Below are 14,721 nucleotides of genomic sequence, written 5' to 3' on the forward strand. Positions count from 1 at the left end.
GCTATTTTCTTATAGTTGGTTGTCGCGACCTAATTTTTTAAGAAAAGTTCTTCCTTCTGGGATACAAAATGACTTCTATTCATGGCTTAAAGTAATGTATCGCCAAATAGTGAGCTGATTAAAGCTACCGCAGCAATAGCCGTTTTATTGTATTGATCTAATACAGGGTTTGTCTCAACAAATTCTGCTGAAGTAATAATATTTGCTTCTGACAGCATTTCCATAGCTAAATGACTTTCACGATAGCTAATACCACCTGCTACTGGCGTGCCTACACCTGGTGCATCATTTGGATCCAGTCCATCTAAATCTAATGATAGGTGAACACCGTCTGTGCGCTCCTTTAAATAGTCAATCGTTTCTGACATTACTTTCGTCATTCCTAAACGATCAATTTCATGCATCGTGTATACTTTAATACCAATTTCCATAATAAGCTTTTTTTCTCCAGGATCTAAATCTCGAGCACCAATGATAACAACGTTTTCAGGCTTTACCTTTGGAGCATAACCTCCGATATTTGTAAGTGCTGGATGTCCAAGGCCCAAGCTTACAGCTAAAGACATGCCATGGATATTTCCTGAAGGAGATGTTTCACCAGTATTTAAATCGCCATGGGCATCATACCAAATAACACCTAGATTCTCATAATGCTTGGAAACTCCTGCTAATGTTCCAATAGCAATACTATGGTCTCCACCTAAAACTAAAGGAAAACGGTTTAAAGAAATTTCATGGTCTACTTTTTGGCCTAGCTTCTCGTTACTTTCTGTGACAGTTTTTAAATTTTTTAAGTTTGTCTTTCCTTCTGCGTCTTTATCTTCGTGTACGAGGTCAATAGTTAAATCCCCTTCGTCGTAAATCGAATAACCAAGTCTCTCAAGTCGTTCAGTTACCCCCGCATATCTGATAGCACTTGGTCCCATGTCTACGCCTCTTCTTGTTTGACCTAAATCCATGGGCACCCCAATAATTGTCACTTCTTTATTCATGATGTTTTCTCCTCTCCAATAATTACTTTCACAGTATAAAGAAATTGCAACATTGACTCAACTCGACATTATTTTAAATTTTTATACAGTTTAAATTATTAAAAACATAGATTTATTCTTGTATAAACGATTGCATAAACGCTATTTCAATGCATAACAAAACATTTTTTTCCTTTTAAGTGCGTATTTTTGTAAAAAATTACTAAACAAAATATTAAAACTGTTCTTTTTTTATAGTTTTTTCCGAAAATTTTGACGGTAATTTTATCTATAAATGCAATATGTTAATAAATATTTTCCAAAATCATTCAATTATTCTTCTTTTTTACGGCAAAAAAAAGCCTTACTACAATAGTAATAAGGCTTTTCAATTGCCTATTTTAATAATCGCACAATACTATTCAAACAGGTTTCTTTATAAAATTTATGTTGTTCTTCTAAATCGCAGGTTAACCACTGAATTAATGAACCATCAATCATTGCCCTCATCATTTTTGCATAGGTTAAGGAATCAATGTCTGAACTAAAGACACCTTCTCTTTTTCCTAATTCAATAATTTCTTGTCCAATTCCCCAACAATTCTCATAAAATTTTAAGTTAATTCTTTTGTACTCTTCATTGCTATTTGCCTGAGCTAAAAAGTCTAAATAAACCCTGTAAAATTTTTTATTTTCTATAGGCGATACAAATACAGCATTTAAGTAGGCATGAAGCTTGTCTATAGCTGTTTGATGCTTGCCTATTTCCTGTATTTCATAGCTGTAGATTTTGTTCGTAGTGGATTCAAGTAATTCTAATAAAATGTTTTGTTTGCTTGTAAAGTAGTAATGAACTACCCCTTTTGAGACACTGGCATGATTGGCTATGTCTTGTAGTGTAACCTTATCATAACCTAATTGTGAAACAGCGTTAAAGGCTGCTTTCATAATCTGTTTTTTACGTTCTTCCTCTTTCTTTTTCATAGGAGCCTCCGATGACTTGATAGAAGTTATTATACATGAAGAGTAGCAACAATCCAATTTTATGTTGACCGGTCAGAATAATTTTGATACTGTTTAATGGAATAAAATTGTAGGGGGACGTTTACGATGACGGCAGAAAATTTTAGTGCGTTAGTAGTCAATAAAGATGATGCATTTACAGTGAAAGTGAACAAGTTAACTTTAGAAGATCTACCAAAGGGTGAGGTATTAATTAAAGTTAGTTATTCAGGTATTAATTATAAAGATAGTCTTGCCTCTATTCCTGATGGTAAAATCGTTACGTCTTATCCTTTTGTTCCTGGCATTGATTTAGCTGGGACTGTTGTTTCTTCTGAGGATTCTCGCTTTAAAATTGGTGACGAGGTCATTGCGACTAGCTATGAAATAGGTGTTTCCCATTTTGGTGGCTTTAGTGAATATGCCCGCATCCCAGCGCAATGGATTGTACCGCTTCCAAAAGGACTTTCCCTTAAAGAGGCTATGGTAATTGGTACTGCAGGATTTACAGCTGCATTATCTGTTCAAAAGTTAGAGGAAAATGGTATTCATCCTGAAAAGGGGAAAATTCTTGTGACAGGGGCTACAGGAGGTGTAGGTAGCTTTGCTGTATCTATTCTTTCAACACTGGGTTATCAAGTTGAAGCGAGCACAGGAAAAGAATCTGAACATGAATATTTACAATCACTCGGGGCTACTACAATAGTAAATCGTGAAGAGGTTTATGATGGAAAAATTAAAGCATTAGGCAAACAAAAATGGGCTGCTGCTGTTGATTCTGTTGGTGGAGAGCCACTTGCCTCATTATTAAGCCAAATTCAATATGGTGGGGCTGTTGCATGTAGTGGTTTAACGGCAGGTACACAGCTTCCTACAAGTGTATTTCCCTTCATTTTAAGAGGCGTGAGTTTACTTGGAATTGATTCTGTTTATTGCCCAATGGACATTCGATTGAACATTTGGCATCGACTAGCGACTGATTTCAAACCAGCAAACCTTAATGATTTTATTCAGCAAGAGGTAACACTACAACAACTTCCTGATGTTTTACCTATTTTACTGAAGGGTCAAGCAAGAGGTAGAATCCTTGTTGCATTATAAGGAGTTTAATTAAGCTTCCTTCTTTATTCTATTTCCCAGAAAATAATTCTAGATGGCAAATAACAACATACAGCTACTACGCAAAGCGAGCGTGGTAGCTTTTTTTATTGTTGACATCTCCCTGACATAAAAGCGCTTTATAGTAGCTCATGAACAACCCACTTGTTTCCTTTAGACAAATTTAGGCAACAAAGCTTGTCTAAATTTGTACTAACAAGCATACCAATAGAGTATGTAGGCAGTATTCCGGGAATTCAATACTATAATTAATACTTTGGAGATGATCGTATGAAGCGAGCACATATTAATGAATTAGCTATTACACGGGCTTTAGCCATTCTAGCTGTTCTTCTTATTCATTCTACTAGTACACCTGTAACGGCTTTATCTAGTGACTCAAAATTATATCCATTTTATGTATTTTTCAATATCTCCACTAAATTCGCTGTCCCTGCTTTTATTTTTTTAAGTGGCTTTGTATTATTTTACAATTATATACAAAAGGATTTAACAAAGGAGCTTATCATTCATTTTTATAAAAAAAGAGTGACCCAAATACTCATTCCTTATCTCTTTTTTTCTATTTTTTATTATGCAGCGATGCAATTTTATGTGACACATGATTTAGTAGACACATGGCGTTCTCTATTTAGTATCGAATTTCTAGAAAAACTTTTATTAGGCAAAGCGTATACGCATCTATACTATATTTTTATTATTGTTCAATTCTATCTTATGTTCCCATTATTCCTATATATTTTAAAGAAAAAACCAGCACTATCTCCTTATTTAATTTGGATTGGGTTCGTTCTTCAATGGGTCTTTATTCTATTAAACGCTGAGTTATGGCAGTATCCCTATAGAGGGAGTATCGCTTTTTCCTATCTCTTTTATTTCTTAGCAGGGGCATTTTTAGGAATTTATTTTGAAAAATACAAAGGATGGCTTCAACTAAAAAAAGAAAATTTTCCTATCAAGATACTTTTTGTGTGGTGCATATGGCTAATTTCTACTATATATAATGTTTATTTATATTACTTTGTTTATACATCACAAACCTATATAGTGAACAGCACAATATTTGAGCTAGTTTTTCAGCTACAATCTTTAACAGCCTGTATTGTCTTATTACAGCTTTCTTTCTGGATCTATGATAAATGGAACCATGCTTTTGTAAATGGCTTAATCAATCTAGGAACAGTATCATTTGGCGTCTATCTATTGCATCCATTTTTCCTTTTCCTTTATAGACAATTAAGTACTGGTGGTAATAGTATAATCTATCACCTATGGAGCATTGGTGGCTTTATCTTTGCTCTATTCGTCACATGGATGGTCGTGCTATTGATGGGCAGATTCTTTAAATATCATTGGATTGCCTTTGGACCTATCCCGAGCAAATTCCCTTACAAATAGCCGTTCAATATACACAGCCAGTCGTCGATTTGTTTCCGTCAACTGGCTGTGTATATTTAGTTGAGAACCTGTTATTTTGTGCTTACCGTTACTGAAATACTAATGTTTCTTCTGAGGTGCATTATTAAATAAGAAGAAACTAATTAAAAAGGCCCTGTGGAAATCTACCAAGGGGTTTCATAGTGTTAAAAAACAATCAATAAAATTTTTGTAAAAAGTGAAAATGAATTTCCGTTGCAGGCTACTTACTTTCCTGTGGGCGAGCGCCGAATTGCTTCCTCCGATACCACTCCGTTTAGCGTTTTGCCTGTCTTGCTATCCCACGGGAGTCAAGTAGCCCTCCCCTCCCCCACAAAAGTGTTACCTTATTAGCAAAGGTTTGCAAATAAAGTGAAGGTTTATGAAGAGGTGTTGTCACGCATCACTTCTCTACATTGAAAATAAAAACCTATCCTTTTTCTAATCATGCAAATCATGGGCTATTTTGATCACTACTGCTAGTATGAAAAATAAGGAAAAAACACTTTTGCAGAATGGTTGATTGGAGTGGAGCCAGCGTCACTCCTAGGGGATTTAGCGTCTCAGAGGAGACCCTGGAGCGAACACAGCGGCTCATCGGACGCCCCCTGGAAAGGACCGCTGGCGGAACGGAAATCAACCTCTCGCAGGTCTTTCTTTCCTATTAGCATGATCTTATTTAAACACTAAAAAAGCCCTGTGGAAATCTCCACAGGGCTTTTCAATGAACGATTTAATTATTTTGCAATAGAACCGTCTTTTACTTTGTTGTTATTAGCATCAACTAGGTTTGTTGATTTGAATTCAACTACAATGCTGTCAGTTAATGCATAGTCAGCTTTAGTTGTCGCAGTAAGTTTACCACCAGCTACTGTAATAGAAGCAAGTTCTACAGTTGATCCTGCAATTTTAACAGTAACACCTGTTGGAGCAGCTTGATCAGCAATATTTTCAGAGAAATCTACTGTAAATGTTTTGCTATCTACTGCAGTTACTTTAGTAGCAACAGGAACAATATTTTCTTTAAGTGCTACTTGAGTTGTCACTTTTCCACCTTTAAGCGTGTTACCTTTTGTATCTACTACATTGCTAGCTTCAAGTACATAATTACCATTAGCTGTGATAGAACCTTCTGGTAAAGTGAATCTTACTTTCTTAGTACCATCTACAAACTGAAGTTGCGTACCTGCAGGAAGTTCTTTTCCTCCAAGTGTGTAGTTAGCAGCATTTGTAGCTGTTGCAGTCACATCTTTAGCATACTCAACTGTGAATACGTTATTGTCAGTTACAACAACTGGAGTAGCGCCGAATACTAATGAATCTGTTGGTGTTTCAGGTGTAGCTTCAAATACGCCTGTTGTTACATTGAAAGTAACAGTATCAGCAGTTACATTACCAGCTAAATCTGTTACTGCTTTAGCAGATAACTCGAAAGTGTATGTTGAATTGCTATCTAGATCAATGTCAACTTTTACAGTGTTTTTCTCTGCACCCTCGATTTTACCGTTACCATCTACATCGAAACCTGCATCTGCTTTTACTGCTGTTTCTTTTCCAGTAGTGTAAGCAATACCATTTTGTGTTTTAACAGTTAATTTTCCTTCTACTTTTACTGGCTCACTAAAAGTAAGGTATAATGCATCAACGTCTGTAGTAGCATTTACATCATCAGCTACTAACATTTTAGTAGCAGTAGAAACAAGTGTAGCAGGTGTTAAATCTTTTGAAAGAATAGCATTGAACTCAAATGCATCACCTACATTACCAGCTAAATCTTTTTGTCCTTCTACTTTAATGTTTGTATTAATGAATGTAGCTGTACCTAAAGCAGATTTAGCATCAATAGTGAATACAGTTTTATCCTCTGTATCTTTAATATCAGCATCTGTTAAATAGAATACAGTTGATCCTACTGTTACTTTTGCATATTCTTTAGTCTCTGCATCTGCATTAAGATTTTGTTTCATTAATTCTTCAGAGAAATCAAACGTAATTTCTGTACCATTCACTGCTGTAGAAACAGTTGGTTTTGAATTATCAACGTCTGCTTTCAAAACTGTGAAGTTAACTGCGATAGGATTTGCGATATTATTAGCGAAGTCAGTTGCACCAACAATGTCTACTTTGTAAGATTGTTCTGCTGTTAATCCAGTAATTGTTAATTTCTTACCAGATAAAGTATAGCGATCTTTTGATAGTTCTGTACCATTTAAGCTGATTGTTCCTTCACTTTGTACAGGCTCGTCGAAAGTGATAACAGCTGTAGTACCTTTAGCTTCTACAGAATTAACACTTACAGGAGTCGTATCTGCAAATGTGATTAATTTGTTGAACTCTTCAGTTAGAACTTTAGCATCCCCTTTTGTTTTAATTGGTTTTACAGTTACTTTACCATTTGTTAATTTTACCTCTTTATCAGTTGTTAACGTAACTGTCATACCGTCTTCAGATACTACTGCGTTAGTGATTGCTACACCTTCAACAGCATATTTTGTTGTGATTGCTGCATCTTTTGCATCAACAGCTGTGTTGAATTTCACTTCAAGTTCTTTTGCATTCAGTCCTTTTACAGCTTCTACAGCTGGTGTTACTTCTTGAACTGCGTCAATCGTACGTTTTACCATTGTAGCGAATTCTTCGCGGCTAATTTTATCTTGTGGTGCTAATAAAGAGCCTTTACCATTGATTACACCATTTTCTACAGCTGTTTCTAAGTAAGATACAGCCCATTTAGAAGCTTTAGAAGCATCTGCAAATTGGCTAAGATCTGCTTTACCTGTTAATTGGTAGCCCTGAACGATGACTTTAGCAGCTTGTTCTCTTGTTAATTGAGCTTTAGGCTCAAATTTACCATTGCCCATACCATCAAATAATTCTGGTGAAGTTGCAAGTACTGCATTATAGAACCAATCATTTTCACTAACATCAGAAAAATCTTCAGTACCAGTAGCTTTTAAATCTAATGCTTTTGATAAAATTTCAGCCGCTTCTGCACGAGTAAGTGTACCAGCTGGGTTGAAGTTTCCTTTTTCATCGCCTTGGATGTAGCCTTTATCAGTTAAAAATTGAACAGCTTCTTTTGCCCAAGATGAAATGCTAGCTGCATCTTGAAATTCCGCAGCTGATGCTACTGGTACGATTGCTGATGCTACAAGTGCTGCTGTAGCTGTAGTTGCGAAAAATTTACGACCTTTGTTTTGTTTTGTCATAGTATATTCCTCCAGAATTTTAATAAATTATATTATTCTGTGAGAACAATATTATCGCGCTATTTAATTATAAAATTATAAAAATATGTATAAATCGTTCCCACAAATAATAATTCAACCAATTATATGTAAAGCAATCTTCTAAATTTTTCATGATTAAATATCCCAATCAAACTGTAATTTGCTTTACAAGACAATAATATAACTTCATTACCAATAAATAAACGCTAAAAATAAGGTAATTTTAATACTGCATTGGTTATACAGGGAATCTTTTCATAAAAAATTTCTATAATTTAGAAATACTATAACCTTTAACGGCAAAAGTAGCTGTTTCAATTAAATTTACAAATAATTCCTTTTTTAATCTAATCCGATTTCATTATTTTTTCGATATAATGATATACAGAATCATAAATTTTTATCCTCCTGAAATTACATCTAGATTCTATTATCCATTTATGCCTCGTTAGAAATATTCAATTGAGTATCTGAATGCTTTGATTGCAAATTCTTCATTTACCACATTATCCTATCTTCCATAAAGAAATAGATTGCCTTAGCTGAATCTAATAATAAAAAGAAACGGATTGGGGAAATACTTATTTCCCCATCCGTTTTATAATTTTGATCATAAAAGCACAACAAGCAGTACTTACTTTGAAAGATCAAGACTTAATGAGATCTACTAACAACAGACCAAACCTGTTCAAACAAATGTAGATGGTCCCCCTGATTCCACCGTTCAGCAAAATAAGGATTATGGAAGTAAGTAAAAGCTACAATAACTGCCATCCCCTTATTTTCCCAACCACTAATTTCTTCAACTTTTTTAGCAAGATGCTGGAGATGATCTTTAATTAAATCTTTATTTGTTTCTATATAATTTGTATACAACAGAAACATTTTTTGATGATTTTGATACAGATTTCTTTTTGTGACGTGAAGAAGCCATAGCCAATCATGTAAAGCGATTTCCGCATCAACGCCTTTTTTAGGACTCCATTCAAACAAATCTTTAGAAGTATTATCCAACCACTTAAGGGCAAGCTTTTGGAGCAAATCGTCCTTATTCTTATAGTGTTTATAAAGCGCAGCATGTGTTACGCCTAGCATCTTTGCAATATCTGATAATGTTGTTTTATTTATACCTTTGCTTAAAATAATTGCTTCAGCCGTAGAAAAAATCTTCTCTTCTGAAAGAATAGCCATTAAATATACTCCTTTCGCTTCTCATAGTTACATTTTGTTGACAATGTAACTATAACATGTGTAATATACAATAACAAAGTTACAAAATCAAAAAATTGTAACTTTTAATAACGGATTGTGGAGGATGAATTTTATGGTGAAAGAAATGTATGAACGTGTTGCTTTGGTATTAGGCGGATCTGGAGGGATAGGACGTACTGTTGTAGCAAAATTAGTAGAGGAAGGTTATGCAGTTGGCGTTCACTTTTCTTCAAGTGAATCAAAGGCTAACGAATTAGTTGAAGAAATATTAGCTGATAAAGGACATGCTATAAGTGTGGGAGGTGATGTAGCAAATGAAATAGAAATGAATATGGCTTTTGACCAAGTAGAAACCGCTTTTGGTGGTATAGATGTCGTGATAAATACAGCAGGAATCATGTTACTTAGTCCAATTGCAGATTTGAATTTAAATGATTTAGATAAAATGCATCGCACAAACATCAGAGGTACATTTGTTATCTCACAATTAGCTGCACAACGAGTAAGGAGAGGTGGCTCCATAATTAATTTCTCAACCTCTGTCACTCGTAGCCAATTTCCAAACTATGGTGCTTATGTAGCAAGTAAAGCAGCTGTTGAATCTATTTCAATGATTCTAGCTCGTGAATTAAGAGGAAAAGATATAACTGTTAATGCAATAGCTCCTGGACCAACGGCAACACCTTTGTTCTTCCATGGAAAAGATGAAAAACAGATTCATAATTTAGCAAATGCTGTACCATTAGAAAGACTAGGAGAACCTAGGGATATTTCAGAAGTTGTTTCTTTTTTAGCAGGACCAGCACGTTGGGTAAATGGACAAGTAATCTTCGTAAATGGTGGTTTAGCTTAATAACGAATTGTTACCAAGGTAAATACCCCTTTAGATTAATCTAAAGGGGTAAGATAAAAAATCATCTATCTCTTTTTGTTATTCTGGTAATGCCTACATGACCTTAGGCTCCACAAGCATAATATGGCATTCCTTTTCAGCAAAGGGCATGTGTTCCGCTCCTCCAGGAACAATAAACATCTCACCTTTGGATATTTTCACCTGACCATCCCGAAAAGCAATAAACATCTCCCCTTCGAGCACAATAAATACCTTATCAGCCCCTTGATGTTCATGCCATATAAAATCCCCAGCAATCTTCACCACTTTGAATTGAAAATCGTGTATTTCACCAATAACTTTCGGTGACCAAAGCTCCTTTAATTCGGATAATTTCTCATTTATATTGATAACTTGATCTTGCATATTCATCTCTCCTTATTTACTTTTGGAAAAGGTTTTTCCTATTATTCGTCCTTTTGTAAGGCTTCTGTTATATTTTGCAAAGCGTACTCGATAGCTAATGGACCTCCTGTAATAGCGGAAGTATCCATTAAATGAATATTACCTTTTTTTACGGCATTCATATTATTCCAGACATTGCTTTGATTTAACTCACTCATTAATGCTTCCTTTTTTGTAATATCACCGATAAGGAAAATATGGTCTGCTTGAATAGTTGAGATGCCTTCAAATGCAGCGAATTGATTATTATTCCCCTTAAATGTATGATCTGGTGTTAGACCCAAACCCTTTTCTTTATCGAAAGCAAGTGTATAAACAGGGTTATCTTCACCAAGAACATTAAACGTTTTTCCGTCCCAAGACAAAATAAGCGCTACAGACTCTCCTTGAATTGACTTTAATGCTTCACGTCCTGTTGAGATATCTTTCATCATTTTATCAATTACTTTTTCCGCCTCATCGTCTTTTCCGATAATCTCGGCTACTGTACGAAGTCCATATTGCCAGTCTTCGTAGATGTCCTGTGATTGCAACGTAATGACTGGGGCGATTTTTTCTAGGGATTCATACAATTTTTCATGATGTTCTGTTGCTAAAATATAATCAGGACCAATCGATAGCGTTTTTTCAATACTAGGAGACAATTTATCGCCTAATTCCTCTGTTGAATCTAGCTTACCGTTTAAATAAGACAAAGTGGATAAATATTCTTTATCAGTAGAAGCTGTAGGTGGCTCACCTAATGCAACTAAAATTTCAGGGTAAAAATACCATAATGAAACAATTTTTTCTGGTTTTTTCTCGATTACAAATTCCTTACCTAGGGCATCTTTAATGGTTCTAGGCCACGCAGTTTCTTCTACATTAGCTGCTGATGAAGATATGTCTTCTGTAGTTAACCCCTTACTTTCAGCAGGCGATTTATGACAACCTCCCAATATACCTGCTAGTAGTAGCATTAAAAATAGCAGTCCATTAATCTTTTGCATTGAAATTCCTCCAACATAAAATCTCTGATATACACTTAGTATAGTAAAGTCATGTTTGGCGGAGAATGGATGCTTGGTGAACTTAGCATGGATTATTGATGAACTTATCTCGATATTCAGTAGGAGAGATACCATATTGCTTCTTGAATACTCTACTAAAATAAAAGGGGTCAGTAATTCCCACCGTTTCTGCAATTTGTTGTACAGGCACATCACTTGTAAATAGCATTTTTTGAGCCATGTTTATACGATAGTTTAATAAATATTCTGCTGGACCCATCCCTGCATGCTTTCTAAATATATAAGATAGTCGATTTCGATTAACGTTATATTGTTCGGCAAGAGAGGTAATGGAAAGGCTTTGATAATAGTTTTCATGAATATAAGTAGTTATTCGTTCGAATAGAGTGTGTGACGCACAGCTATTTTGTCGATTAGCCACACATAATAATGCTTCATTCAGTACATCACGAAATAGCATTTCTGTCTGAAACATTGATATACCTCCACTCTGATTATTTACATGCCATAGACGCATAATTAACTCGATTAGACGAGGAGATTGTCCTATCGGTAATTCAAAATGCTGATGTGAAAAGCTTGTCTCTGCTAAATTCTCCGTACATATCCTGTACAAAACCAGAATATATTCCCAATTTGCATCATCAAAATTTTTTTGATTTAGTTTCATTTTCGCTCCCCCGTGTACAACTTTTCCTGGTGAAAAGATGTAAGGGGTTCCATTAAATTGAAATTCTATTTTTCCAGAAAGGGGAAAAACAAATCCTGGAAAAGAATCTGTATAATCAGCGAAAGGTACACCTGTATTTCTAGAATATCGATAGATTCCTTTTACTTGGAAAGGAGTGTTTGCTAAATGCTCTGCAAGCTGATTTACGTCGATTTTCATACTTATATACCTCATTTCAATAATAATTCGTTTGGAAAACCAATATTTGTCATGCAGCAAACTGCACTACCACAATAAGTTACTGCTTTTTCAAGGTGTAGTCCTCGGTAGTTGGGTTGAATTATAGTTTTCATCTTATTCATTACCAAAATATAAAAAGGTAGTGATGACGGCTCTCGCCTATCTCTACCTTATCGATAACGATTATCATTGTCAATTAAGTTGAAGCCTCCCTCTTATACCCAAAGATCCATCAACCTCACTCATTTCATTTCTCTATCTTTTATCCTCTTCCTAAAAGCAATTTCTTGCAAATCATCTCTATTTCTTGTGAAAAAGATTTTATTTGGAAGGCTTCTGAAAGCCTTTGATTCTCAGATAAAGCTACTACTTGTAACAATTTTTCTTCATAAGTTTGTACAAAATGATCAAGCGTCGGACTGGTTACTTTCAGGACTTTCGCAATAGGGAGACTTGAAACTATACCTTTGCTCAACATTATAGATTGAAGTATCAATTTTGTAATCAACACTTCGATGAACGTCGAAATGTTTATATTTTACAATGAGTCTGACAGTGAAAACATTTATGGGAGGAACCAAAAATGAAAATAATGAAACAAATGCCAAATACAAAAATAATAAATCCTAAAATTTTATATTATGGATTTCCTGTAATTTTACTAAGTACGTTAAATGAGGATGGAACAGTAAATATTAGCCCTTTATCTTCTTCTTGGGTATTAGGAGACTGCATTATCTTAGGGATTGGTCTTGGAGGAAAGGCAATTGAAAACTTAGAACATCATCCTGAATGTGTCATAAATATCCCAGACCCCTCTCTCTGGGAAAACGTGGAACAGTTAGCTCCTTACACAGGAAAAAATCCAGTTCCAGATTTTAAGAAACAGATCGGTTTTACATTTAGAAAAGAGAAATGTGATATTAGTTGCTTAACACCTATTGGGTCTACAACGGTTATTCCTACTCGAATTATGGAGTGTCCTATTCAAATCGAAGCAAAGGTAAAACATATACGTATTCCAGATTATTCTCCTAATTTTGCTATCGTTGAGACCCAAACGACACAAGTACATGCCCACGAAGAAATAATTATTGACGAAAATCATATTGATCCAAATAAATGGAGTCCACTAATTTATAATTTTCGTCATTATTTTGGTTTGGGTAGCAACCTTGGTAATAACTTCCGCTCTGAGATCTAAACATTGGGATTAAAACATATGGTTCACAAAAAAAGACCAGGTTCTCATTTGAGCGCCTGGTTATTTGTTAATAATTAGGTCTATAATAATATGCTTGCTGCTCATACGCACTAAATACTTCACTATTAAGCAATACAATAATTAAATCTGTTTTTTTCCATTTAGAAATGAAAAATCTTTCTTAGAACATTCACTTTATCTCTTTCATAAATTCTCTAAAGTCTTCAACGATTTCTTTTGCTTTTGTACGATATAAGAAATGATCCCCTTCAAATGTCATCACTTTCCCATGGACAGAATTAGCTATTTGTTTTTTATGCTCTGGTACCCATCTGTCCGTTACTGGATGCTTCTCTTGTATAAACAAAATAACTGGAAGATTTTTAGGGAATATTAAACTTTCAGCCGCTTTAAAGTTAGCATACATCATTTCAGCTTCATTTAACTGGCTGAGATTATACATATTTTTGTGCTTAAGAATTTTCAGTTGTTCTTTTGTTTTCTCATCATAGGGTAGTTCGACATATGGGTCATCACTAAGCTTCACCTGCAATCTAGCTAAACCTGATTTTTTTAGTAGTTTTAAAGTAGTTATTACTGAAGGTTCAATCTTTCTTTCACTTATTGTCGGAACACTACTATCCAGCCCGACAAATGCACTTACTTCGTTTGGATATTTGTTCACATAATCCAATCCGTAAAGGCCTGAAATGGAGTGACCCATTAGAATATAACGCTCAATTTGAAGGCGCTGTAATGCTTCATGGATTTCACTAACAATATTCTCAGTGCTTCTTTCTTTTTCGGTAAGAGCACTTAAACCATAACCAAAAGGCTCAATGACCACAACCTTGTAAAATGGAGATAATTCATCTACTAGTAGTTGAAAATCAAGTGCTGGTGCTGCTGTTCCATAACCAGGTAAGAGTACGACGGTTTCTTCTCCTTCTCCCTGGATAAAGACATTCATTTTTTTCCCCTCTACGGTGACAGACTGACCATAAGTTTCTAGTTTTCCTTGCTCCATTTTGCTACAAACAATATCAACAAGGAAAACAACCGCTAATAAAAGTAATATGGCTATAATTAAACCTACTACTATTCTACTTATAAAGGTTATCGTTTTTTTCATTATTTTGGCACGAGGGTATAGAACAGCAAGCGATAACTGTGTTTTCCTTTCTTCTCGTGCCACACCTCCCTTTCATACTTTCTTCTCCCTATCAATCTATCTCGGCTACTTTCATAAACCGCTAAGGATAGCTTATACAATGAAGGTGTACTGCCTATGACAACAATATGAACAGCGTATGAACAAAAAAATAGTACGTCATTCAATAAATACAGAAA

General features: G+C 34.9%; 13 protein-coding genes. 4 read left to right on the plus strand and 9 right to left on the minus strand.

Translation table 11 applies throughout. The features are described 5' to 3' along the window. Positions 1–86: 86 nt before the first annotated feature. Together rocF and B3D98_RS07915 are read right to left on the minus strand one after the other, a co-directional pair. Positions 87–992, minus strand: coding sequence for an arginase (rocF, locus tag B3D98_RS07910; protein ID WP_288582205.1), 906 nt, complete (start codon positions 990–992; stop codon positions 87–89). Positions 993–1,367: 375 nt separating this feature from the next. Beyond that, positions 1,368–1,955, minus strand: a complete 588-nt coding sequence (locus tag B3D98_RS07915; protein WP_054550665.1) for a TetR/AcrR family transcriptional regulator — start codon at positions 1,953–1,955, stop codon at positions 1,368–1,370. 126 nt (positions 1,956–2,081) lie between these two features. On the opposite strand from B3D98_RS07915, the gene B3D98_RS07920 reads away from it, so the two are divergent. Both B3D98_RS07920 and B3D98_RS07925 read left to right on the plus strand, forming a co-directional pair. Then, the gene (locus tag B3D98_RS07920) at positions 2,082–3,074 is read left to right on the plus strand and encodes an NADPH:quinone oxidoreductase family protein (protein WP_054550664.1); all 993 of its coding nucleotides are present in this window, start codon (positions 2,082–2,084) and stop codon (positions 3,072–3,074) included. A gap of 288 nt (positions 3,075–3,362) precedes the next feature. Next, positions 3,363–4,490, plus strand: a complete 1,128-nt coding sequence (locus B3D98_RS07925; protein WP_288582208.1) for an acyltransferase — start codon at positions 3,363–3,365, stop codon at positions 4,488–4,490. A 755-nt stretch (positions 4,491–5,245) separates the two neighbouring features. Here B3D98_RS07925 and B3D98_RS07930 read toward each other — a convergent pair. Continuing rightward, positions 5,246–7,717, minus strand: a complete 2,472-nt coding sequence (locus B3D98_RS07930; RefSeq protein ID WP_288582210.1) for an S-layer homology domain-containing protein — start codon at positions 7,715–7,717, stop codon at positions 5,246–5,248. A gap of 675 nt (positions 7,718–8,392) precedes the next feature. Continuing rightward, positions 8,393–8,929, minus strand: coding sequence for a TetR/AcrR family transcriptional regulator (locus B3D98_RS07935; protein ID WP_048391146.1), 537 nt, complete (start codon positions 8,927–8,929; stop codon positions 8,393–8,395). Positions 8,930–9,062: 133 nt separating this feature from the next. On the opposite strand from B3D98_RS07935, the gene B3D98_RS07940 reads away from it, so the two are divergent. Continuing rightward, entirely contained in the window at positions 9,063–9,803 is a 741-nt protein-coding gene (locus B3D98_RS07940) for an SDR family oxidoreductase (protein WP_288582212.1), read from the plus strand. A 93-nt stretch (positions 9,804–9,896) separates the two neighbouring features. Here B3D98_RS07940 and B3D98_RS07945 read toward each other — a convergent pair whose 3' ends face one another. The 4 genes from B3D98_RS07945 to B3D98_RS07960 form a co-directional block, all read right to left on the minus strand. Continuing rightward, entirely contained in the window at positions 9,897–10,208 is a 312-nt protein-coding gene (locus tag B3D98_RS07945) for a cupin domain-containing protein (protein ID WP_054550660.1), read from the minus strand. A 41-nt stretch (positions 10,209–10,249) separates the two neighbouring features. After that, a complete protein-coding gene (locus tag B3D98_RS07950; RefSeq protein WP_288582213.1) occupies positions 10,250–11,236 on the minus strand; it encodes an ABC transporter substrate-binding protein in 987 nt (328 codons plus the stop codon). Between the two features lie 82 nt (positions 11,237–11,318). Next, positions 11,319–12,146, minus strand: coding sequence for a helix-turn-helix transcriptional regulator (locus B3D98_RS07955; RefSeq protein ID WP_054550658.1), 828 nt, complete (start codon positions 12,144–12,146; stop codon positions 11,319–11,321). A gap of 283 nt (positions 12,147–12,429) precedes the next feature. Next, positions 12,430–12,645, minus strand: coding sequence for an opine metallophore biosynthesis dehydrogenase (locus B3D98_RS07960; RefSeq protein ID WP_288582248.1), 216 nt, complete (start codon positions 12,643–12,645; stop codon positions 12,430–12,432). Between the two features lie 105 nt (positions 12,646–12,750). On the opposite strand from B3D98_RS07960, the gene B3D98_RS07965 reads away from it, so the two are divergent. Beyond that, on the plus strand, positions 12,751–13,371 hold the full coding sequence (locus tag B3D98_RS07965; protein WP_048391158.1) for a flavin reductase family protein: 621 nt from the start codon (positions 12,751–12,753) through the stop codon (positions 13,369–13,371). 190 nt (positions 13,372–13,561) lie between these two features. Here the strand turns inward: B3D98_RS07965 and B3D98_RS07970 are convergent, their stop codons facing one another. Continuing rightward, positions 13,562–14,503 (minus strand): alpha/beta fold hydrolase, encoded by a 942-nt coding sequence (locus B3D98_RS07970; RefSeq protein ID WP_244205603.1) that lies wholly within the window; start codon positions 14,501–14,503, stop codon positions 13,562–13,564. Between the last annotated feature and the right edge of the window lie 218 nt (positions 14,504–14,721).

Origin of the sequence: Lysinibacillus sp. UBA5994 (assembly GCF_002429725.1) — a bacterium.
Classification (GTDB): domain Bacteria; phylum Bacillota; class Bacilli; order Bacillales_A; family Planococcaceae; genus Lysinibacillus; species Lysinibacillus capsici.

Bases quoted from the DNA above. Each gene is read 5' to 3' on its own strand.
- B3D98_RS07940 (WP_288582212.1), top strand. From the start codon at position 9,063: ATGGTGAAAGAAATGTATGAACGTGTTGCTTTGGTATTAGGCGGATCT.
- B3D98_RS07965 (WP_048391158.1), top strand. From the start codon at position 12,751: ATGAAAATAATGAAACAAATGCCAAATACAAAAATAATAAATCCTAAA.
- B3D98_RS07955 (WP_054550658.1), bottom strand. From the start codon at position 12,146: ATGAAAATCGACGTAAATCAGCTTGCAGAGCATTTAGCAAACACTCCT.
- B3D98_RS07925 (WP_288582208.1), top strand. From the start codon at position 3,363: ATGAAGCGAGCACATATTAATGAATTAGCTATTACACGGGCTTTAGCC.
- B3D98_RS07915 (WP_054550665.1), bottom strand. From the start codon at position 1,955: ATGAAAAAGAAAGAGGAAGAACGTAAAAAACAGATTATGAAAGCAGCC.
- B3D98_RS07930 (WP_288582210.1), bottom strand. From the start codon at position 7,717: ATGACAAAACAAAACAAAGGTCGTAAATTTTTCGCAACTACAGCTACA.
- B3D98_RS07935 (WP_048391146.1), bottom strand. From the start codon at position 8,929: ATGGCTATTCTTTCAGAAGAGAAGATTTTTTCTACGGCTGAAGCAATT.
- B3D98_RS07950 (WP_288582213.1), bottom strand. From the start codon at position 11,236: ATGCAAAAGATTAATGGACTGCTATTTTTAATGCTACTACTAGCAGGT.
- B3D98_RS07945 (WP_054550660.1), bottom strand. From the start codon at position 10,208: ATGCAAGATCAAGTTATCAATATAAATGAGAAATTATCCGAATTAAAG.
- B3D98_RS07970 (WP_244205603.1), bottom strand. From the start codon at position 14,503: ATGAAAAAAACGATAACCTTTATAAGTAGAATAGTAGTAGGTTTAATT.
- rocF (WP_288582205.1), bottom strand. From the start codon at position 992: ATGAATAAAGAAGTGACAATTATTGGGGTGCCCATGGATTTAGGTCAA.
- B3D98_RS07920 (WP_054550664.1), top strand. From the start codon at position 2,082: ATGACGGCAGAAAATTTTAGTGCGTTAGTAGTCAATAAAGATGATGCA.
- B3D98_RS07960 (WP_288582248.1), bottom strand. From the start codon at position 12,645: ATGTTGAGCAAAGGTATAGTTTCAAGTCTCCCTATTGCGAAAGTCCTG.